This is a genomic window from Halobacterium noricense, from assembly GCF_021233435.1.
GTDB classification, from domain to species: domain Archaea; phylum Halobacteriota; class Halobacteria; order Halobacteriales; family Halobacteriaceae; genus Halobacterium; species Halobacterium noricense.
Map to the genome: position 1 here is coordinate 1,653,908 of NZ_CP089468.1, position 19,812 is coordinate 1,673,719.

At 67.6% G+C, this 19,812-nt stretch carries 20 protein-coding genes; 13 read left to right on the forward strand and 7 right to left on the reverse strand.

Annotation, left to right across the window (positions count from 1 at the left end; translation table 11 throughout):
* Positions 1-102: 102 nt before the first annotated feature.
* The gene (locus LT974_RS08675; protein WP_232587279.1) at positions 103-870 is read left to right on the forward strand and encodes an IclR family transcriptional regulator; all 768 of its coding nucleotides are present in this window, start codon (positions 103-105) and stop codon (positions 868-870) included.
* On the opposite strand, the gene LT974_RS08680 is transcribed toward LT974_RS08675, so the two are convergent.
* Positions 871-1,734, reverse strand: a complete 864-nt coding sequence (locus LT974_RS08680; RefSeq protein ID WP_232587280.1) for a UbiA family prenyltransferase — start codon at positions 1,732-1,734, stop codon at positions 871-873.
* Between the two features lie 127 nt (positions 1,735-1,861).
* Between LT974_RS08680 and LT974_RS08685 the strand changes: the two genes are divergently transcribed.
* Complete coding sequence (locus LT974_RS08685; RefSeq protein ID WP_232587281.1) at positions 1,862-3,409, forward strand: class I adenylate-forming enzyme family protein; 1,548 nt, start codon at positions 1,862-1,864, stop codon at positions 3,407-3,409.
* Between the two features lie 33 nt (positions 3,410-3,442).
* Here the strand turns inward: LT974_RS08685 and LT974_RS08690 are convergent, their stop codons facing one another.
* Entirely contained in the window at positions 3,443-4,855 is a 1,413-nt protein-coding gene (locus LT974_RS08690; RefSeq protein ID WP_232587282.1) for an SLC13 family permease, read from the reverse strand.
* A 74-nt stretch (positions 4,856-4,929) separates the two neighbouring features.
* Between LT974_RS08690 and LT974_RS08695 the strand changes: the two genes are divergently transcribed.
* A complete protein-coding gene (locus LT974_RS08695) occupies positions 4,930-5,589 on the forward strand; it encodes an MBL fold metallo-hydrolase (protein ID WP_232587283.1) in 660 nt (219 codons plus the stop codon).
* Here LT974_RS08695 and LT974_RS08700 read toward each other — a convergent pair whose 3' ends face one another.
* Positions 5,590-6,345: an ABC transporter ATP-binding protein gene (locus tag LT974_RS08700; protein WP_232587284.1), complete on the reverse strand. Its 756-nt coding sequence runs from the start codon at positions 6,343-6,345 to the stop codon at positions 5,590-5,592.
* A 93-nt stretch (positions 6,346-6,438) separates the two neighbouring features.
* On the opposite strand from LT974_RS08700, the gene LT974_RS08705 reads away from it, so the two are divergent.
* The 9 genes from LT974_RS08705 to LT974_RS08745 all read left to right on the forward strand — a co-directional run bounded on the left by LT974_RS08705 (position 6,439) and on the right by LT974_RS08745 (position 14,237).
* Positions 6,439-6,960: a gamma carbonic anhydrase family protein gene (locus LT974_RS08705; protein WP_232587285.1), complete on the forward strand. Its 522-nt coding sequence runs from the start codon at positions 6,439-6,441 to the stop codon at positions 6,958-6,960.
* 90 nt (positions 6,961-7,050) lie between these two features.
* Positions 7,051-8,427 carry a CoA-binding protein gene (locus tag LT974_RS08710; RefSeq protein WP_232587286.1) on the forward strand — a complete coding sequence of 459 codons (1,377 nt, stop codon included), beginning with the start codon at positions 7,051-7,053 and terminating at the stop codon, positions 8,425-8,427.
* Positions 8,420-9,121 (forward strand): acetate--CoA ligase family protein, encoded by a 702-nt coding sequence (locus tag LT974_RS08715; protein ID WP_232587287.1) that lies wholly within the window; start codon positions 8,420-8,422, stop codon positions 9,119-9,121. Before LT974_RS08710 ends, LT974_RS08715 begins: the two co-directional genes overlap by 8 nt.
* A 1-nt stretch (position 9,122) precedes the next feature.
* On the forward strand, positions 9,123-9,530 hold the full coding sequence (locus tag LT974_RS08720) for an acyl-CoA thioesterase (RefSeq protein ID WP_232587288.1): 408 nt from the start codon (positions 9,123-9,125) through the stop codon (positions 9,528-9,530).
* A 54-nt stretch (positions 9,531-9,584) separates the two neighbouring features.
* Positions 9,585-9,767, forward strand: a complete 183-nt coding sequence (locus LT974_RS08725) for a hypothetical protein (RefSeq protein WP_232587289.1) — start codon at positions 9,585-9,587, stop codon at positions 9,765-9,767.
* Positions 9,768-9,832: 65 nt separating this feature from the next.
* Positions 9,833-10,912 (forward strand): cupin domain-containing protein, encoded by a 1,080-nt coding sequence (locus LT974_RS08730; RefSeq protein WP_232587290.1) that lies wholly within the window; start codon positions 9,833-9,835, stop codon positions 10,910-10,912.
* Positions 10,913-11,046: 134 nt separating this feature from the next.
* A complete protein-coding gene (locus LT974_RS08735; RefSeq protein ID WP_232587291.1) occupies positions 11,047-12,300 on the forward strand; it encodes an ABC transporter substrate-binding protein in 1,254 nt (417 codons plus the stop codon).
* Between the two features lie 39 nt (positions 12,301-12,339).
* Entirely contained in the window at positions 12,340-13,221 is an 882-nt protein-coding gene (locus LT974_RS08740) for a branched-chain amino acid ABC transporter permease (RefSeq protein WP_232587292.1), read from the forward strand.
* The gene (locus LT974_RS08745) at positions 13,221-14,237 is read left to right on the forward strand and encodes a branched-chain amino acid ABC transporter permease (protein ID WP_232587293.1); all 1,017 of its coding nucleotides are present in this window, start codon (positions 13,221-13,223) and stop codon (positions 14,235-14,237) included. Before LT974_RS08740 ends, LT974_RS08745 begins: the two co-directional genes overlap by 1 nt.
* Before the next feature lie 75 nt (positions 14,238-14,312).
* Here the strand turns inward: LT974_RS08745 and LT974_RS08750 are convergent, their stop codons facing one another.
* The 3 genes from LT974_RS08750 to LT974_RS08760 form a co-directional block, all read right to left on the reverse strand.
* Positions 14,313-15,011, reverse strand: a complete 699-nt coding sequence (locus LT974_RS08750) for an ABC transporter ATP-binding protein (RefSeq protein WP_408611715.1) — start codon at positions 15,009-15,011, stop codon at positions 14,313-14,315.
* Between the two features lie 81 nt (positions 15,012-15,092).
* Complete coding sequence (locus LT974_RS08755) at positions 15,093-16,478, reverse strand: DUF3179 domain-containing (seleno)protein (RefSeq protein WP_232587295.1); 1,386 nt, start codon at positions 16,476-16,478, stop codon at positions 15,093-15,095.
* 52 nt (positions 16,479-16,530) lie between these two features.
* Positions 16,531-17,406: a fumarylacetoacetate hydrolase family protein gene (locus LT974_RS08760; RefSeq protein ID WP_232587296.1), complete on the reverse strand. Its 876-nt coding sequence runs from the start codon at positions 17,404-17,406 to the stop codon at positions 16,531-16,533.
* 136 nt (positions 17,407-17,542) lie between these two features.
* On the opposite strand from LT974_RS08760, the gene LT974_RS08765 reads away from it, so the two are divergent.
* Positions 17,543-18,898 (forward strand): methyl-accepting chemotaxis protein, encoded by a 1,356-nt coding sequence (locus LT974_RS08765; RefSeq protein WP_232587297.1) that lies wholly within the window; start codon positions 17,543-17,545, stop codon positions 18,896-18,898.
* On the opposite strand, the gene LT974_RS08770 is transcribed toward LT974_RS08765, so the two are convergent.
* Entirely contained in the window at positions 18,895-19,791 is an 897-nt protein-coding gene (locus LT974_RS08770) for an SDR family oxidoreductase (protein ID WP_232587298.1), read from the reverse strand. The two genes, LT974_RS08765 and LT974_RS08770, sit on opposite strands and share 4 nt — an antisense overlap.
* Positions 19,792-19,812: the final 21 nt, after the last annotated feature.

Consider the following 19,812-nt stretch of genomic DNA (forward strand, 5'->3'; position numbering starts at 1 on the left):
GCGACTACGGCGGACACCCTCCTTGTGTTTTCGGATGCGTCGAACTTTGGTCCCGTCGCGCGTTCGTGAAACAGTTTAGTGGCTCCGCGCGAAGGGAAACGTATGCCAAACGGGCCCACGACGCGAACGGGGGTGAAGTCCGACGAGACGCTGTTCGCGGTGTTAGCGGCGCTACGGGAGGCCGACGGCGCAGGCGTCACCGAACTCGCCGACCGCCTCGACGTCGCGAAGAGCACCGTCCACAACCACCTCGCGACGATGCGCGAGCACGGGTTCGTCGTCAAGCGCGACGGGAAGTACCACCTCGGGCTGGAGCTGTTCGACTACGGACAGGCGGTCCGCAACGGCCGCGACGTCTACCGAGCGGCGCGCCCCGTCGTCGACGACCTCGTCGAGACGACTGGGGAGATGGTGTGGCTGTTCACTCCCGAGAGCGGGCGCGTGATGTACCTCTACGGCGGTGCCGGCGAGACGGGCATCGACGTGGACACGATACTCGGCTCGTGGGACTACATGCACTGCACGTCCGGCGGGAAGGCGATTCTGGCGTACTACTCCGAGGAAGAAGTCGACGCGGTCGTCGAGCGCCACGGGCTGCCCGCACGCACCCCGAACACGGTCACGGACCGCGAGGAACTGGGCGCGGAACTAGAGACGGTCCGCGAGCAGGAGTACGCGTTGAACCTCGGCGAGGACCTCGAAGGCATCCACGCGCTCGCGGTGCCGCTACGCTACGAGGACGAACTCGTAGGGTCGCTGGCGGTCGCGGGGCCGGCCCACCGCGTGAGCCGCGAGCGCTGCGAGACCGAACTCCTCGACCAACTGCGCGCGTCCTCGAACGACATCGAGCTCAATCTCGCGTATTCGTAGTCAGCCCGCGAGTCCCGCGACTTCTGCCGCCGCACACCCTGTGCTCGCACACTGCGCCGCGAGCAGCGCTGCCGTGAACGGGTACGCCAGCGCCATCTGCGCGCGGACCGACCAGCGCGGCGCGACGGCAACCGCGAGCACCGCGTCGGCGAGGGCGGCCGCGGCGGCAATCAGCGCGAGCGTGGGAAGGATAGATGCCGCGACGAAGCCGGCGACGAGTACCGCTGCAAGCACGTGGACAGCAGCGGCGACGCGCGCACTCGTGCGGTCCCCAAGCAGGACGGGGAGCGTGTGCTTGTGGATGGTGCGGTCGAACGCCTGGTCCAATCGGTCGATGGAGATTTTCAGCCCGGAGAGTGAGACGACGAGGACGACGGCGACAGCGGCGATACCGGGCGCGAGGTGGCCCGTTTGGGCGAGATAGCCGCCAGCGAACGCGAGCGCGACGCCGACCGGGTAGTCGACAGTGACGGTCACCGGGTGTTTGTCGAGCACGGGTGCGTGGAGGACGGCGAGCGCCCACAGCGGGAGCGTTGCGGCGACAGCAGCACGGGCGCCAGCGACCCACAGGGCCGTGGCCAGCACGGCGAACGCGAGCGTTGACGCGACCGCAGCAGCCGTGGCGGCGGCCGCCGAGAGAACCGGGTCGTGCTCGCCACGCACGTGGGCGTCGACGTACTCGTCGACGACGTGCGCTGTGTAGAGGGCGGTGCCGACAGCTGCCGCGTGAGCGACGGCGAGCAGGAGCGAGATGGTGGGCGCGAGCGCGCTGCCGGCGAGCGCCAGGGCGACTGCGGGGAGCATGAACGTCGGCTTGACGCCGGCGAGGAATCCGCGGCGCACCCTGGTCGAGTCGGCGACCATGTCGACCGTTCGTTGACCTCCCGGAAAAAGTAGCCGTCCACTGGAAAATTCCGCCGACGGCATCCCGAACGATTAACCGACACTGTTATTATCTGGTGTGAGCTTGAGTCACACAGCACAGTAACGCATGCATTATTTGGAAGCATTCGAGCGGAGTGTCCGCGTCCACGGCGACGACACCGCAATCGTCACCGACGACGGTCGGTCGTTCACGTACGACGAGTTCGACCGCCGGAGCACCGAACTCACGAACGCAGTCACCGACCGCGTCGGTGACTCCCCACTCGCGGTTCTCGCGCTGAACGGACCGGCCGCCGCCGAAGCGATGATTACCGGTCACAAGCGCGGCTCGCCGACCGTCCAGCTGTCGTTCCGCGGGACGGCCGGCGAACTCGTCGACATGGTCGAGACCGCGGGTGCCGACGCCCTCCTCTTCGACGACGCCAACGCCGACACCGCCGTCGACGTCATCGACGGCGCGGACCTCTCGGTCGGCTTCCACGCCGGGTCGAAGAACGTCGACCACCCTGACGTCCTCGACTACGAGGAAACGCTGGACGCCGCCGCGTCCACGCTCCCCGACCGCCTCCCCGCGGACGGCAAGACGAACGTCTTCTACACGAGCGGCACCACGTCCACGCCGAAGGCCGTCGCGTTCGACGGCGAGCAGATGTGGACCGGCGCGTACCAGGGCGTCATGGAGCACGGCATCGACCAGACCGACCTCGCCATCGTGACGACGCCGTGGTACCACATGGTCACCTCGGACGCGTGGCTGTACCCCCACTGGCTTGCGGGCGCGACCGTCCTCCTACACGCCGAGTTCGACCCCGTCGAGGCGCTCGAACTCGTCGAGGACAACGCCGCGACTGGCCTGCTGGCGGTGCCCACGCAGCTCTCGCTGCTCACCGACGTCCAGGAGAACGGGGCCGACCCCTACGACACGAGCACGCTATCGTACATCCGGACCGGTGGGTCGGTCGTTACCGAGGAACTCGTCGAGCGCACCTCGGAGTTCCTCTCGGAGAACCTCTACAACACGTACGGGATGACCGAGGGCGGCCCGAACTTCACGTTCGCACACCCCTCAGTGCAGGACGAGCACCCGGGCACCATCGGCAAGGAGTCGTTCTCGTGGGAGCTGCGCGTCGTCGAGACCGCACCCATCACCGAACACCCCGACCCCGAGGCGGAAGTCGGGCCCGGCGAGCAGGGCGAAATCATCGCTCGCGGGCCGGGCGTCCCGGACGGCTACATCGACAACCCCGAAGCCGAGGAGAAGTCCTTCTTCGACGAGTGGCTGCGCACCCGCGACGTCGCCGAAGTCGACGAGGACGGCTTCCTCTACATCACGGACCGCGTGGACAACATGTTCATCAGCGGCGGGGAGAACATCTACCCCGCGGAGGTCGAGCGCGCCATCGACGGCCACCCCGCGGTCGCGGAGACGCTCGTATTCGGCCGCGACGACGAGGAGTGGGGGCAGAAGGTCACCGCCATCGTCGTCGCCGAGGGCGAGGTCGACGCCGACGAGCTCGACAACTTCTGCTGCAAGCACGACGGACTGGCGAACTACAAGCGTCCCCGCGAGTACGTCGTCTGCGAGGAGCCGCTGCCGCGCACGGACACCGGCACGGTCCAGCGCCAGCAGGCCATCGACCAGCACTTCGACTGACGCGGCCGTCGCTCTTCTCGAAATTTTCGGGTTTCAGAACGCGAGCGCGAAGACGCCGATTTGAATCGGGAGCAGGACGAGCAGCGTCGCCAGCGAGCACAGCGCCGCCATCTTGATGAGTTCCATCGAGTCCACGACGTCGAGGCCGAGAATCGCGACGAGGACCGCCGACTGGTAGGGGAAGAAGTACGTGTTGAGCGCGACCGCTTCGGTCATCGCGACGGGGACCAGCGGGAGGCCCGCGCCCTGGGCGAACGCCACGAGCACGGGCGTCAGCACGCTCGCGACCGCCAGCCCTTCCATGAGGAACGTCAGCGAAATCGACGCGACGGCGAGAAATCCGAGCGCGACCGCCAGCGACGCGTCCTGCGGGAACGCCGCGAGGATGGCGTCGGTGGCGACATCCGTGAACCCGGTCTGCTGAAGGCCCGCGGCGATGGCGAAGATAGCCCCGAGGAAGAACACGATGGAGAAGTTGGCTTTCCCGACGGCGTCCGGGCCGACGACGCCGATGCGCGGCGTGAACGCGAGGATGGCGACGACGAGCGCGCCGTACAGCGGGTGGAGGCCGTGGATGGAGTCGGTCGCCCAGATGGCGACGCCCACGAGGAGGAACGCCATCATGCGGCGCGCTTCCGGCGACGTCGCGGTGGCGTCCTCGGCGCGGTCGCTCGCGTCGATGGCGTCGGGGTCCGTCGGTCGGTAGCGGAGGTACGCGATGGCGGTGATCGTGGCAGCGCGGCCGACGGCCATCACGGGGCCGAGCCAGACCGCCCACTCCACCCAGCCGATGGAGACGCCGGCGTTCGTCTCGACCAGTCCCGTGATGATGATGTTCGCCAGCGACCCGGTGAGAATGCCGGTGCCGGCGTAGTAGGTGACGAACAGCGGCCCGAGGAACAGGCCGACCCGGGTGCGGCGCTCGGTGAAGCGCTTGCCGACGGAGATGAGGATGGGGCCGAGGATGAGCACGCGCACGAGCGAGGACGGCACGAGCACGACGAACCCGAGCGCGGCGGCACACAGCACGACCAGCAGATTCCGGTACGTGGTCGTCGCGTTCGTGGTGGCGTCCCCGGGTATCACGCCGAGTGCGGCGCGTTCGACGGCGGCAGCGAGCCCGCTCTGCCGAGTGGCTTCCCCGAGCAGGATGCCGAGGACGACCAGCCACGTGGCGGCCGACCCGAACCCGGTGAGCGCGAGCTCCGTCGAGAACGCGACACCGACCAGCCCGATTGCGAGCAGGCCGGTGAGCCACGGGTCGACGGGCGAACCGACCCAGAGACTGATGGAGAAGACGGTGATGGCGAGCATCGTCGCCATGTCGGGGGCGACGGGTGCGTACAGGAAGACGGCCGCGGCGGCCGCGCCGCCGACCGGCAGCGAGAGCCACGCGGGGTCGAACTCCCCGCGGAGCACGTCGGACCACGTCGATTCAGTCGTCACGTTGGAACACCGTTTGCACGGACGCAGGGAAACCGGCCTAATCTGTCTTCCGGAACAGTGGAGTGTGGCGGAAGATGTTTGGGTCTCCCACCGCCACCGTCGAAGCGATGATTACGGAGCTAGCCACCGACGTCTACGACGTCACACTCGCGGAGTTGAACGGCGGCCGCTACCGGGTGTTCGTCTTCGGCGGCGACGTGCCGACACTCGTGGACGCGGGCCTCGAAGGCACGACGGACGCGGTCGCGGACGCCCTCGCGGACCTCGGTATCGAGCCCGAACGCCTCGTCGTCACGCACGGCGACGGCGACCACGTCGGCGGCCTCCCCGATCTCGTCGAACGCTACGACCTCGAAACGTGGCTCCCCGAAGTCCTCGACGTCGAAGGGCACGAGCCCGACCACCGCTTCGGCGACGGCGACGAGGTCGGCCAGTTCACGGCCGTCCACACGCCCGGCCACGCGCCCGAACACCACTCGCTCGTCGACGAGGACAGCGGCGTGGCGGTCATCGGTGACGCGGTGTTCGGGGCGGACGCCCGCGGCCTCCCGGAAGGCTACTTCGTGCTACCGACGGGGTACTACTCGGCGGACCTCCACGCCGCCGACGAGTCGCTGGCGAAACTGTTGGCGTACGACTTCGACGTCGGCCTCGTCTACCACGGGGAGAGCGTCACAGAGAACGCCAGCGAGAAACTTGATCGGTTCGTGAACTTCGCCGGGAAACCGGCGTAGTCAGTCCGCGCCGGCGTCCGCGGTGTCGCCGATGGCTTCGCCCGCGTTCTCGCCGAGGTAGGCTTCGATGACCCGGCGGTCGTTCTGAATCTCGTCGGGCGTGCCGGTGGCGATGAGGTTCGCGTTGTCGAGGACGAACACGCGCTCGCTGACGGACATCAGCGCGCGCATCACGTGGTCGATGAGGAAGACGGTCTTGCCGCGGTCACCGATGTCGCGGATGAGGTCGACGATGGCCTCCGTCTCGTCGGTGTCGAGGCCGCCCGCGACCTCGTCGAACAGCAGGACTTCCGGGTCCGTTGCGAGCGCGCGAGCGATTTCGAGGCGTTTGAGCGCGCCGACGCTGAGTTCGTCGGGCGTGGTGTGTGCCATGTCGTCGAGCCCGACGAATTCGAGCGCTTCGTACGCGCGCTCTTTCGGCTCGCCGGTGTTCCGGCCGCCGAACTCCGCGCCGACGGCGGCGTTCTCGACGAGCGTGAGGTTCTCGAACGGGTGGACAATCTGGTGCGTACGGACGAGTCCACGGTGACAGATTTCGTGCGGCGTCATCCCCGTGATGTCCTCGCCGTCGAGGTAGACGGTCCCCTCGGTCGGCTCCTGAACGCCGGAGATGAGCCGGAACAGCGTCGACTTCCCGGCACCGTTCGGCCCGATGAGTCCCACGGTCTCCCCCTTGTCGATGGAGAAGGAGACGTCGTCGACGGCGACGATACCGCCGAAGTTCTTCGTGAGGTGCTCGCCTTCGAGTACGGTCATCTTGGTAGCCGTTCCCTACCCACCCGCATAAATGTAGCCCTCGCCGCCGAGTGTCCCAAAAGCATGTAACCGGCGGCGTCGACTACGGAGACGATGCTTCGAGCTTACGACGGCGTGACGCCGACGGTCGCGGAGTCGGCGTACGTCGACGAGCGCGCGACCGTCATCGGGAACGTGGAAATCGGGCCGGAAGCGAGCGTGTGGCCGGGCGCGGTGTTGCGCGGCGACCACGGTCGTATCGTGCTCGGGGAGCGCGCGAACGTCCAGGACAACGCGACGCTGCACGAGCACGCGGTGCTGGAGGCCGGTGCGACCATCGGCCACAACGCAGTCGTCCACGACGCGACCGTCGGCGAGCGCAGCGTCGTCGGCATCGGCGCGGTCGTCCTCGACGACGCCGAAATCGGGCCGAGGAGCGTCGTCGGCGCGAACAGTACGGTCACCGAGGAGACCGAGATTCCCGGTGGCGTGCTCGCCGTCGGGACGCCCGCCGAAGGCCGCCGAGAGTTGGCGGGCGACTTCTGGGCGGGCACGGGCGACCGGTACGCAGAACTCGCGAAGGAGTACGCCGGAACGACGCGCGTCGTCGAGGACGGTCCCGTACTCCCGGAATGAGGACGAGACGCGAGTGCAGCGAGAGCGACACGATGGCCAGCGATTGACGCAGGGAAAACCGTTTTAGTGGCATTCGGTGTACTGTGGGACGTGAACTTACAGCGCCTGTTCCGTCCCGAGCGTATCGCAGTCGTCGGTGCTTCCGCCACGGAAGGGAAGCTCGGCTACGAGGCGATGGCGAACGCCGTCGAGTTCGAGGGAACTGTCTACCCGGTGAACCCGTCCGGCGAGGGCGAAGTGTTCGGCGAGCCGTTCGTAGAGTCCGTCACCGACATCGAGGAGACCGTCGACCTCGCGCTGCTGGCGGTCCCCGCGCACGTCGTCCCGGACGTCGTCGAGGAGTGCGGCGAGGCCGGCGTCGGCGGCGCGGTCATCTACGCCGGCGGCTTCGCGGAGGCCGGCGGTGAGGGCGAGGAACTCCAGGACGCCGTCGTCGCGGCGGCCGACGAACACGACGTCGCGCTGCTCGGGCCGAACACCAGTGGGTTCGTCGCGCCCGCCAGCAATCTACTGGCGTCGTTTGCGGGCGGCGTCGAGCGCCTCCGCCCGGGCGGCGTGACGATTCTCGCGCAGAGCGGCGGGGTCGCCCACCAGTTGGCGTTCAGCGCGCACCGCGAGGGACGCGGCGTCGCGACGATGGTCGGCCTCGGGAACCGCGCGAACGTCGGCTTCGAGGAGGCCATCCCGTACTTCGACTCGGACCCGAACACGGACGCCATCGTCCTCCACGTCGAGGGGACCGACGACGGCCGCGCGCTCCTCGAAGCGTGCCGCGAGTCCGACACGCCGGTCGTCGCGTACAAGGTCGGGCAGGCCGACGTCGGCGACTTCGCGGAGTCCCACACGGGCGCGCTCACTGGCGACCACGCGCTCTACACCGCCGGCTTCGCGCAGTACGGCGTACCCACAGTCGAATCCACGACCGAACTGTTCGACGGCGGACAGGCGCTCGCGAACTCCCCGGAGCCCGACGGCGCGAACGTCGGCGTCGTCACCGCGCAGGCCGGCCCGGGCATCATCATCGCGGACCGCCTGCAGCGAGCGGGCGCGACGCTCCCCGACCTCGCCGCGGACACGCAGGACGAGGTCGGGGAGATTCTCCCCGGCATCACGTACGCGGAGAACCCCGTCGATACCGGGCGCCCGATGCCCGAGTTCGGTGACGTCGTGGAGGCCGTCGCGGAGGACGAGCACGTCGACGCCGTGCTCGTCTACGAACTGTTCGAGGAAGCGCTGGGCTTCCCGCAGGAGACCCTGGACGGCCTCGCCGAGCGCGTGGACAAGCCCGTCCTGTTCGCGACCGAAGGCCCAGTCGAGTCGATGTCCGGCGACCTCGACGCACTCAGAGCGGCCGACGTGCCCGTGTTCACGTCGCCGGAGCGCGGTGCGGACGCCGCTGCGGTGCTCGCGCGGTACGCGACACTGGACGACGCTGCCGCGGACGAGGAGGTGAGCGCCGATGTCTGAGGGCCCCATCGCGGCCGCGCAGGCCGATGGCCGCACCACGCTCACGGAAGCGGAGGCGAAGTCGCTGCTCGCGGACGCGGGCATCGAAACGCCCGCATTCTCGGTCACCGCAGATTCGGACGCGGCCGTCGACGCCGCCGCGGACATCGGCTTCCCGGTCGTCGTGAAGGTGTCCTCGCCCTCGGTCACGCACAAGAGCGAGTGGGCGGGCGGCGCGGGCGTCGCGGTCGGGCTGGACTCGGCGGAAGCAGTCCGGGCTGCTGCGGACGCCATCTTCGACGCGGCGGACGCACGCGACATCGACGCCGACGTGCTCGTGGAGGAGGCGCGGGACGTGGACGCCGGCACGGAAGTCATCGTCGGCGGGCTGCGCGACCCGTCGTTCGGCCCGGTCGTGCTGACCGGCTTGGGTGGTATCTTCACGGAGGTCTACGAGGACACCAGCCACCGCATCGCGCCAATCGACGCGGCGGAGGCCCGCGAGGCCATCGAGGAGTTGACCGCCATCGAACTGCTGGAGGGATACCGCGGCCGCGAGCCCGCTGACGTCGGCGCGCTCGCCGAGGTCGTGGCGGCGGTCGGCGACCTCGTCGACGAGCACGAGGCGATTTCGGAAGTGGACGTGAACCCGGTGCTGGCGACCGAGGAGGGCGCTGTGGCGCTTGACGCGCTCGTCGTGCTGGGGGGTGAGTGAGATGGCGGGCTACGAGCGCGAGTGGACCGTGCGATTCTCGGACACGGACCCGTTCGGCATCGCGCACTACCCGCGCATCGTGGACGCGCTCCACGAGACCTCGGACATGTTCATGCAGGAACTCGGGTTCCCGTTCTGGGAGATCTCCCAGGAGCACGGGTTCGGGCTGCCGCTCGTGGAGATGAACTTCGAGTTCGAGAATCCTGTCGAAGCCGGCGACGAGGTGACCATCGAACTCACGCCGAATCCCGGCGGACGGAGTGTGCGCTTCGAGTACGTCGCGCGTTGTGACGGCGAGGTGGCGTTCTCGGGGTACGAGCAGCGGGTCTGCGCGCACCACGGCGGCGGCGGGTCGATGGAACTCCCCGACGACTTGCGCGCGGCGTTCGAGGCGTACGCCGAAGACTGAGCAGGCGGTTCCGTTGACGGTACGTTTTTGCTGTTCGGTGCGCGAGGTACTGACATGGCCGAGTTCACGAACCCGTACGCGGAGGCCGACCCGTTCGTGGAAGCGCACTTCGACTGCCTGAACTGCGGCGGGAAGCTCTGGGAGTACGCCATCCAGGGGGCGATGGTCTGCGAGGACTGCCGTGCGATGTTCCGCTCGAAGGACGTCTTCGCCGAGCAGATCGCGGAAGGAGCCTAACACGTTCGTCTCCGCTGGACGCCGGGTCCAGTACACTTATGAGATTTCTATGCTAATGTAACACTATGGCAACGCAAGAGCCAGAGGACCTCCTAGAGATGAGTGCGGACACGAGGGGGCTTCTCGACGAACACGACCTCGTCCCGTTGTGGGAGGTCGAGAACGACATGGGCGACCTCCTCGACGACATCGGGGCGAACATCTGGAAGTGGGACGACATCCAGGCCGCCATCGACGGCATCGAGGAAGACGTGCCTATCGAGGACCTGCCGCCGGGCTTCCAGCGCCGGGTCGCCGTCCCCATCAACGCGCCCCACGCGATTTCGAACACCATCTACGTGGGCGTCCAGACGGTGTCCCCCGGTGAGACTGCGCCCGCGCACCGCCACGCGTCGAGCGCGCTCCGGTTCACCATCGACGGCCACGAGGACATGAAGACGGTCGTCGCGGGCGAGGAGTTCCCGATGCACGACCACGACCTCATCACCACCCCGCAGTGGGAGTGGCACGACCACGTCAACGACTCCGACGAGACGGCGGCGTGGCTGGACATCCTCGACCTGCCGCTGTTCCTGGACACGCTGAACAACTCCCACGTCTTCGAGAACCACGAACTCGAACGCCAGCCGGTGACGAAGACGCAGGGCTACTGGGACTCCCAGTACGGCCGCGGCCGCCCGACCAACGAGGACGACGACGGTTCCATCCCCGGCCCCTTCGAGGGCAACCGAGAGGCGACGCCCCCGTACCGGTTCGGCTGGGACGAGATGCTGGAGACGCTGCGCCAGCACGCGGACAACGACGACCCGGACCCGTACGACGGCCACAGTCTCGCGTACGTCAACCCGGCGACGGGTGAGCCACCGGCGACGCCGACGATGTCGTTCCGCGCGCAACTCCTCCAGGAGGCCACCGACCGCCACTTCCACAACTCCACGGAGGTGTACTTCGTCATCGAGGGCGAAGGCGTCACCCACGTCGGCGACGAGGCCCTGGAGTGGGGCGAGAAGGACATCTTCGTCGTGCCGCCGGACGAGATTCACCACCACGAACCGGACAGCGAGGAAGCCATCCTGCTCGGCATCACCGACGAGCCGGTGCTGCGCGCGCTCAACTTCTACGCCGAAGCCGAGCCGTCCTCGTAACCCGCATCTCGACTCGCGTTCGTTTTCTTTCACTCGCTGGGAGGAGGAAGGAGCCGTGAGCCTGTCCAGTAGTGTCAGTATTTGTAGAGTTACCGCATGTTTTATGATGTGAGTGATGTAGGTGTGGGTATAGCATGGTGGACAGTGACAGGTCCCAGAGCAGGCGTACGTATCTCAAAACACTCGGCGCAGCCGGCACCGTCGGCATGTCCGGACTCGCTGGCTGTACCCTCCTCGGCGGCAGTGGTGGAGGCGGCGAGACCGTCACGATAGCAGCAACGATCCCCGAATCCGGCCAGTTCTCCTCGCTGGGCGCGGCGGTCAAGCGCGGGTACGAACTCGGCGTCGCCATGATGGACGAAGCGCTCGACCAAGACGTCGAGCTCATCATGCAGGACGACGAGAGCGACCCCGAAGTCGTCCGGCAGAGCCTCACCCAGATTACGAGCAACAACGAAGTCGACATGATCTGGGGGAGCTTCTCCAGCCTCCTCGTGACTGCCGGCTCCGCGTTCGCGGAGGGACAAGGAATCCCGTTCATCGGCGCGTTCTTCGCCTACGAGGCCCCGCACCGCAACGAAGGATACGAGTGGACGTACTCGCCGTTCCCGAAGTCCCGCGACGTCGCGCGCTCGACGGCGGGCCTGCTCGACCTCATCCCCGAGAGCGAGCGCCCGAGCAACGTCGGCCTCTGGGAGCCCAACAGCGGCTGGGGCGAAGAGCAGGCCGACTACTGGGAGCAGACGCTCACGGACGCCGGTTACGACGTCGTGCTCCGGGAGACGTTCTCGCTGGGCAACCAGGACTTCGCGACGCTCATCTCCCAGTCCGAGAGCGCGAACGTCGAGGCGCTGCTGTCGACGCCGACGCCGCCCGGCGGCATCACCGCCGTCAACCAGATGCAGGAGAACAACTGGTCGCCGGACGTGCTGAAGTTCGTCCGCGCCGCGGACCCGACGGCGTGGTGGTCCGCACTCGGCGAGTCGGGCGCGTACGCCTGCATGTGCCCCGGCTGGGTGCCCGGCCTCACCGGCGGCGGCAACGAGGCGATGTGGTCGGCCTACGAGGAGGAGTACGGGCTCGACGACGGCGAACTCATCCGGACGCCCGTCGGCGGCGCGTACAACGTCGCCCAGACCGCGCTCCAGGCAATCGAGGGCTCGAGTTCCACGGACCCGGGCGCGCTCCAGGAGACGCTGCGCTCCGCGGAGTTCGAGACGGTCATCGGCTCGTTCGGCTTCGAGAACAACGGCCTGCCCTCCGAAGGCGACCTCACGGCACCGACCGGTCAGTGGTGGGAAGGCAACCAGCACACGGTCTACCCCGATGCGGACGGCCGCGGGGCCATCGACTTCCAGTACCCGATTCCGCCGTGGAGCGAACGGTAATCTCTTAGCCCCCCACTCTCTCGGTACACATATCCACACATGGTAGCAACCGACCTACTCGTTCAGTCGCTGCTCAACGGCCTCCTCCTCGGCGGGATTTACGCCGTCGCCGCGCTCGGGCTCTCGCTCGTGTTCGGCATCATGGACATCGTCAATCTCGCCCACGGCCACATGCTGATGGTCGGCGCGTACGTCGCCATCGTCCTGTTCACGGCGCTCGGCCTCACGCCCATCGTCGGGATGGTCGTCGCGTTCGCCGTGCTGTTCGTGCTCGGCATGGCGCTCCAGCGATTCGTCCTCGAACCCGTCGTCGGCGAAGGCATGGAACAACCGATTATCGTCCTATTCGGGCTGGCACTGATGCTCCAGAGCATCGGCCGTATCGTCGTCGGGAGCGACGCACAGGCGACGGACATCGGCATCCCCGGCGAAGCCATCACCATCGGCGCGGCGACGCTGTCGTTCCCCCGCGTCGTGACGTTCGTGCTCTCTATCGTCCTCATCCTCGGAACGTGGGCGTTCCTGAAGTACACGACCACCGGACTGGCGATCCGCGCGACCGCCCAGAACAGCTCCGCTGCCCAGTACATGGGCATCGACACGGACAACATCTACGTGCTCACGCTCGGCATCGGCACCGGGCTCGCCGGCGCGGCGGGCGCGCTCCTCTCGATGCTGTTCCCGATTACGCCGTTCGTCGGCTGGTCGTACCTCCTGAAGGCGTTCGCCGTGGTCGTCCTCGGCGGCGTCGGCAGCGTCGCCGGCACGCTCGTCGGCGGGCTCATCCTCGGCGTCTCCGAGAACGTCGGCGTGCTCTACCTCGGCGGCGGCTTCCGGGACATCATCAGCTTCAGTATCTTCGTGCTGGTGTTGCTCGTGCGGCCACACGGCCTGTTCGGCAGCTCCGGGGGTGGTGAGTGATGGTGTCACTCACTGAGCCTTTCGAGGGCCTGTTCGGGAACCGCCGCCGCCTCGCCGTCGCCATTATCGGCTTGCTCGCACTCGCCGTCATCCCGTTCTCGACGACGGCGTACGTCACCGACCTCGTGTTCACCGGGCTCGTCTTCGTCGTGTTGGGCGTGTCGTGGAACCTCGTCGCCGGCTACGCCGGCCAGGTCTCGCTCGGTCACCACGCGTTCTTCGGGCTCGGCGCGTTCGTCTCCGCGTGGTTGACCACGCCGGCGCGAGCAGGGCTCCCGGAAGCAATCCAGTCGCCGGCGCTGGTCGCCGTCGCCGGCGGGACGCTCGCCGCAGGCCTGCTCGCGCTCGTACTCGGGCCGATTCTGTTCCGCCTGACCGGCCACTACTTCGCCATCGGGACGCTCGCGGTCGCGGCAATCATCCAGCTCGTGTTGCTCGACCAGCGCCGGTTCTCCGGCGGGTCGACGGGCTACTACGTCCAGAACAACCTCAGCGAGCCGACAGTGTTCCTGCTGATGCTGGCCGCGACTGTCGGCGTCGTTCTCGTCACGTACGCTATCGTGAACAGCCGCTCCGGGCTGGGCATGCGTGCCATCCACGACGACGAGGACGCGGCTAGCAGCCTCGGCGTCAACCCGCTGCGGTACAAGCTGCTCGCGTTCGCTGTCGCCTCCGCGATGGCAGGGCTGGCTGGCGGGTTCTACGCGCAGTTCTCGCTGTACGTCAACCCCGACTCGACGCTCGGCGTCACGTGGATGGTGGACACGCTCGTCGTGGTCGTCCTCGGCGGCATGGGGACGATGGCCGGACCGCTGCTCGGCGCGGGCCTGTTCCTGACGCTGGACACGGTCCTGCGCGAGACGGCCGGCGAGTTCGCCACCACCATCGAGGGCGCGCTCATCATCATCTTCGTCATCTTCGTGCCGGGCGGCCTCTACAAGCTCATCACGAACCGCTCGGGCGGCGACGAATCCCGGGAGACTGAGGGAGAAGCCGCAGCCGAACGAGCCGAGTAACGTCGGCGAACCGCTTCGGTGCCGACTTTTCTGTCGACACTTCGGCTTCCGGAGAAGTGAGTCGTCAGTCCGCGTTTAGCCGCCGAGGTACGACGCCGCGACGCGGTCGTCGGTCGCGAGCTCTTCGGCGTCGCCCGAGAGCGTCATCCGGCCGGATTCGAGAACGTAGCCGCGGTCGGCGATGCGGAGCGCGTTGTTGACGTCCTGCTCGACGAGCAACACCGTCGTCCCTTCCTCGTTGATGCGTTCGATGGCGTCGAAGACGTCCTCGACGAGCACGGGCGCGAGCCCGAGACTGGCCTCGTCGAGCAGGATGAGGTCCGGGTCGCTCATCAGCCCGCGGCCGATGGCGAGCATCTGCTGTTCGCCGCCGGAGAGCGTCCCCGCCTTCTGGCCTTTCCGCTCCTCGAGGCGCGGGAAGATTTCGTACACGCGTTCGAGGTGCTCGCTCATGCCGTCGCGGTTCGTGTACGCGCCCAGCCGGAGATTCTCGCGGACGGTGCTGTCCGAGAAGATTTCCCGGCCTTCGGGGATGTGCGTGACGCCCTCGGGGACGACCTCGTCCTGCTGGAGGTGGCCGACGGACTCGCCCTGAAACGTTATTTCGCCGTCGCTGGGGGTGAGCGGGCCACAGATTGTCTTCAGCACGGTCGTCTTCCCGGCTCCGTTCGCGCCCAGCAGCGCGACGGTTTCGCCTTCCGTCACCGAGAAGCTGACGTCCCAGACGACCTGCACGTCACCGTACGCGACGTCGATACCGTCTACTTCGAGCAGGGTCATTGCGCCACCGTACACAGGTCCTCCATAAAAGAGTATCTCCGTCCGCAAACGACAGCGGCCCACCGTCGGTGAGGGCTACCGGAGGACGTGTGCGTCGTCGTAATGCGTTCGGAACGCGAACCAGAGGCCGTGGCGGCCGGGAATCCGTTCGCGCGTCGCTCCGTCGGCGCGGAGTTCGTTGCGCGTGACCGTCCACGCTGTGCCGTCGGCGTCGACGAGCACACCCTCGTCGCGTTCGACCGGCGTCGGCGGTGCCTCGTAGACGGCGACGTCGCCGGTCGCGTCCCGAATGACGACGACCTCGCGGCCGTCGACCGTACTGACGAGCGGGTCGTCGAACTCGTCGACGGGAATTACCCAGACTTCGCTGGCGTCCTCGGAGACGAGGCCGTAGACGTCGGCCTTCTCCGGGAGTTCGCCGTCGACTTGCTGGACGCCGGGCTGAACGACGTCCTCGTTGTTCCAGTAATGTCGGAAGAACCCGATGTGGTCGTCGTAGTGGCTGTAGTCGTAGTCGTAGCCGGTGTCAGGGTCGAGCACGCGCGTCTCGGGGTACTCGGCGCGCCACTCGCCGTACGTCGTCTGCGTGACGGCGAACTGGTCGAGCGCGAGGTCCGGGTGCTCTTCGAGGTACTGTCCCGCGGTCGGCACGCCAGCGTGCTGGTCCCACAGCGTCTCGGTCTCCTCGTCGTACATCACCTTGTTCCCGGATGCGAGCATCCCCGTACTCCCGAACGTGAGCACGTCGTGGTCGCCGACGTCGACTCTCCGGTCATACAGAATCGGCGCGTTGCACAGCGTGCAGTACGTCAGGCTCACGGGAGTGCCGTCGAGGGTGACGTTCAGCAGTTCGTGCGGGAACAGCACCTCTCGCGGGACGGCGTACTGCGTGCCCTCGATTTCGAAGCCGAAGACGGTGTCCTCGTCGTCGAGGTAGCTGCCCTCGGCAGCGGGCAGGAAGTCGGGGGCGTTCAGCGCCGCGAGGAACGAGCGGTCGCAGTTCCCCCAGCGAATCGCCTGGAGGTCGAAGTTCCGTGGTTCGGCGTCGAGCAGGCCGCCAACGGGCGGCAGGTAGGACTTGTAGAGGCGGAGCTTCCACTCGTCGAAGCCCGCCAGGGGCTCGATGTCCTGCTGTGAGTACCACGACTCCCACTCGACCCACGCGTGGTCGGAGTCGAAACTCGGCTCCGCGAGGTCGGCGAGCGCATCACGGACGCCCGACCACCGGACGTCGGGGAGGTCGAGGTAGCGCGGCGGGTCGCGGCTCCGGAGGACTTCCGGGAAGCCGAACTGCGCCCAGTCGTTGCCGATAGCGTCGATGACGAGCACTTCCAGCAGATGCGGGACGACGCGCTCGTCGCCGTGCTCGGCGAGCGCGTCGACGGCGTCGGCGTGTGCGTCTGCGTCGCGGACGAGCAACTGCTCGACGTACTCCTGCAGGTCTGGCGGATCGGTCGACATACTCCGGATTGTGCGAGCGACCGGCAAAAATGTGCGTGTCGGGGAACTGCGACTACTCCTGGCCGCCCTTCGTCACGTGAACGTCCTCGAAGCGCACGTCGCGCTCGGTGACGTCGACGAGCATCCGGCCGACGTCCTCGATTTCGGCGTCGATGGTGTCGCCGTCGGAGAGTTCGCTGACGCCCTCGGGGGTGCCCGTGGTGATGACGTCGCCGGCTTCGATGGTCGCGCCCAGCGAGGCGTACTCGACGATGTCCGCGCACGTGTACACCATGTCACCGGTGTTCTCGTACTGCTCGCGGTCGCCGTTCAGTTCGAGCTCCATCTGGAGGTCCTGCGGGTCCTCGATTTCGTCGGCCGTGACGACCGCCGGGCCGATGACCGTGAACGTGTCGTAGGATTTCCGATTCGAGCGGTCCTGGTCGCCGCGCACGGAGATGTCCAGCAGAATCGTGTACCCGAAGATGTGGTCCCAGGCGTCCTCGGCGTCGACGTCTTTGACGTCCTCGCCCATGACGAACGCGAGCTCGATTTCGTGGTCGACGCGGCGGTCCGAGAACGGCAGTTCGACGCCGTGGTCGGAGCCGACGACGCTGGAGGGCGCTTTCAGGAAGTAGCCCTTGTCCTCGATGCTGAACCACTCCTCGGTGGTGATGTCGCGGTCGGCCAGCGCCTCCTCGATGTGGTTCTCGTAGTTCAGCGGCGCTGCGATGACCTTCCCGGGGCGCTCGACGGGGGAGCCGAGTTCGACCTCGTCGCGGTCGTAGTCCGGTTCCGCGTCGGCGTACTCGCTGGCGTCGTAGTCGCCGTTGATGTACTCGACGAGCGGGTCGGCGGCGTCGATGCCGAGGCGGTCGGTGAGGTCGACGACGCCGTCGTCGTCGGTGAGCAAGCCCAGTCGGTCCTCGTTGAAGCGAACGAATCGCATGTGTCGTCGTGGGGCGAGCATCCTCATAAAACATCGCGTTCGCCCACAGACTAGCCGGGGTCCCCGACACCGCCAGTTTCGCTTTCGATAATCGCGGTGAACGCTTATTACGCATAATCACAGAGTAAAGACCATCATGGCCTCACGACACCGCGAGCACGACACTACGGCCGCCTCGCTGTACGACCCGCCGAACGACGCCAGCGAGGTCGAGCGACTGCGCCACGAGCGGAACTTCTGGAAACACCTCTTCGAGGACCTCACCGAGCGGTTCCCCGAGCCCGCGCTGGTGGTCGACGACGACGGCCGGGTCGCCCACTGGAACCGCGAGCAGGAGGACATCCAGAACACGCCCGCCGAGGACGTGCTCGGGGAGGTCGCCCACGACGTCATCGGCACCGACGACGTCACCGACACGCTCGCCGAGGAGGTCGTCCGCACCGAGGAAACCGTCAACGAGGACCGGGTGCGCTCGGGCACGAACGAGGACGGCAGCGAGTGGCACGTCAGCGCCGCAGCGCTGCCGCTGTACGACCCCGACGGCGACGTTGTCGGCTCGTTCGAGATGGTGTCGCGGGTGACCGACCTCGTGGAGCAGCGCCACGCCGTCGAGGACGCCCAGGAGCAGATTACCTCGGAGGTCGATTCGACCGTCGAGGAGCTGCTGGAGTCCTCGGAGACGGTCGCGGAGAACAGCCAGTTCATCGAGGCAACCGCCCGCGAGCAGGTGGAGTCGCTGGCGGAGGTGCGCAACGAGGTGGAGTCGCTGTCCGCGACCGTCGAGGAAATCGCCTCCCAGACCGACGAGGTCGACAGTCGCGCACGGAACGTCGCGGAGAACGCGGCGGCGTCCGTGGACGCGACCGACGAGGCGCAAGCGCTCTTGGACGACGTCGAGAACGCCGCGACCGACCTCGACACGACCGCCGTCGAGTTGGACTCGCAGGTCGAGGAAATCGAGTCCGTCGTGGACGTCATCAGCGACATCGTCTCCCAGATTAATCTGCTCGCGCTGAACGCGAACATCGAGGCCGCGCGCACGGCCGGGAACAACGACGGCTTCGCGGTCGTCGCGGACGAAATCAAGGAACTCGCCGACCAGTCGAAAGACGAAGTGGACGCCATCGAGTCCACCATCGAGCGGGTGACCGACATCGTCGACGAGACCACGGAGGGCGTCGAACGCACGACCGACGGCATCGAACAGACCGTCGAGCGCGTGGAGACGATTCGGGAGCGCCAGAGCGAGATTCACGCCGCCGCCGAGGAGACCTCCACGGGGATGGCGGAGATCGCGGAGGCGACCGACGAGCAGGCGGTCAGCGCCGAGGAGGTCACGACGATGCTCAACGACGCGCTGGAGAGCCTCGAAGACGTGGTCGAAGAAATCGGGGAGCTCGCCGACGAGAACGACGAACAGACCGAGCTGGCGCGCAGCGTCCGGGAGCGCGTCCACGACGTGGAAGCCGAACTCGAAGCCACCATCGACTAGAAGAAGCGCTCCGTTCTCGTGAGGTCGACGTCGCCGGCGACGTCGTCTTCGAAGTGTTCGGCGAGGGCTTCGACGCTCCAACCGCCGGGCTGGACGCCGACGCGGTCCAGCGTGGGTTCGGAGAAGACGCCGACGCGGTCGCCGCCCGCGTACAGCGCGCAGCCGGTGACGTCGACCGCGTGGTCGCTCGCGAGGAACGCGGCGAACGCAGCGACGCGCTCGGGCGGCATCTCCTCGCGCGTGTACGGGCGGTGTTCTTCGGAGACGGTCTCGGTCATCCGCGTGTAGGCGTTCGGGACGAGCGCGTTCACGCGGACGCCGTGGCGGTGCATCTCCGAGGAGACGGTGCGCATCATCCCCAGGATGCCGGCCTTCGCGGCGGCGTAGTTCACCTGGCCGACGTTGCCGCGCGCGGAGTGCGCGCTCGCGGCGAGATACGACCGCTGGCTGTCGAAGCCGCCATCGCCTGCGGCGTCTCGCCAGTGCTTGCAGGCGGCCTGCAGGAGCGTGAACTGGCCGGTGAGGTTCGTCTCGACGACGGCCTGCCAGTCCTCGGCGTCGAGCTTGTAACTGAGGTCGTCCCGGAGGATGCCCGCGAAGTTGAGCACGCTGTCTACGCGCCCGTGCTCGGCGACGGTGTCGGCGACGAGGTCGTCGGCGTACGCGAACTCCGTGAGGTCGCCGGCGTGTGCGGTCGCATCGCCGCCGTTCTCGCGGATGGATTCGGCGATGCGTTCGGCGACGTCTGGGTCGCTGCCTTCTCCGTGGACGGAGGTGCCGAGGTCGTTGACGACGACAGTCGCGCCGTGGTCGGCGAGCGCTCGCGCGGTCGCTTCGCCGAGGCCGTTGCCGCCGCCACCGACGATGCAGACCTTCTCGTCGAGGCTCGTCATCGCTGTCCCTCCATCCGCGCG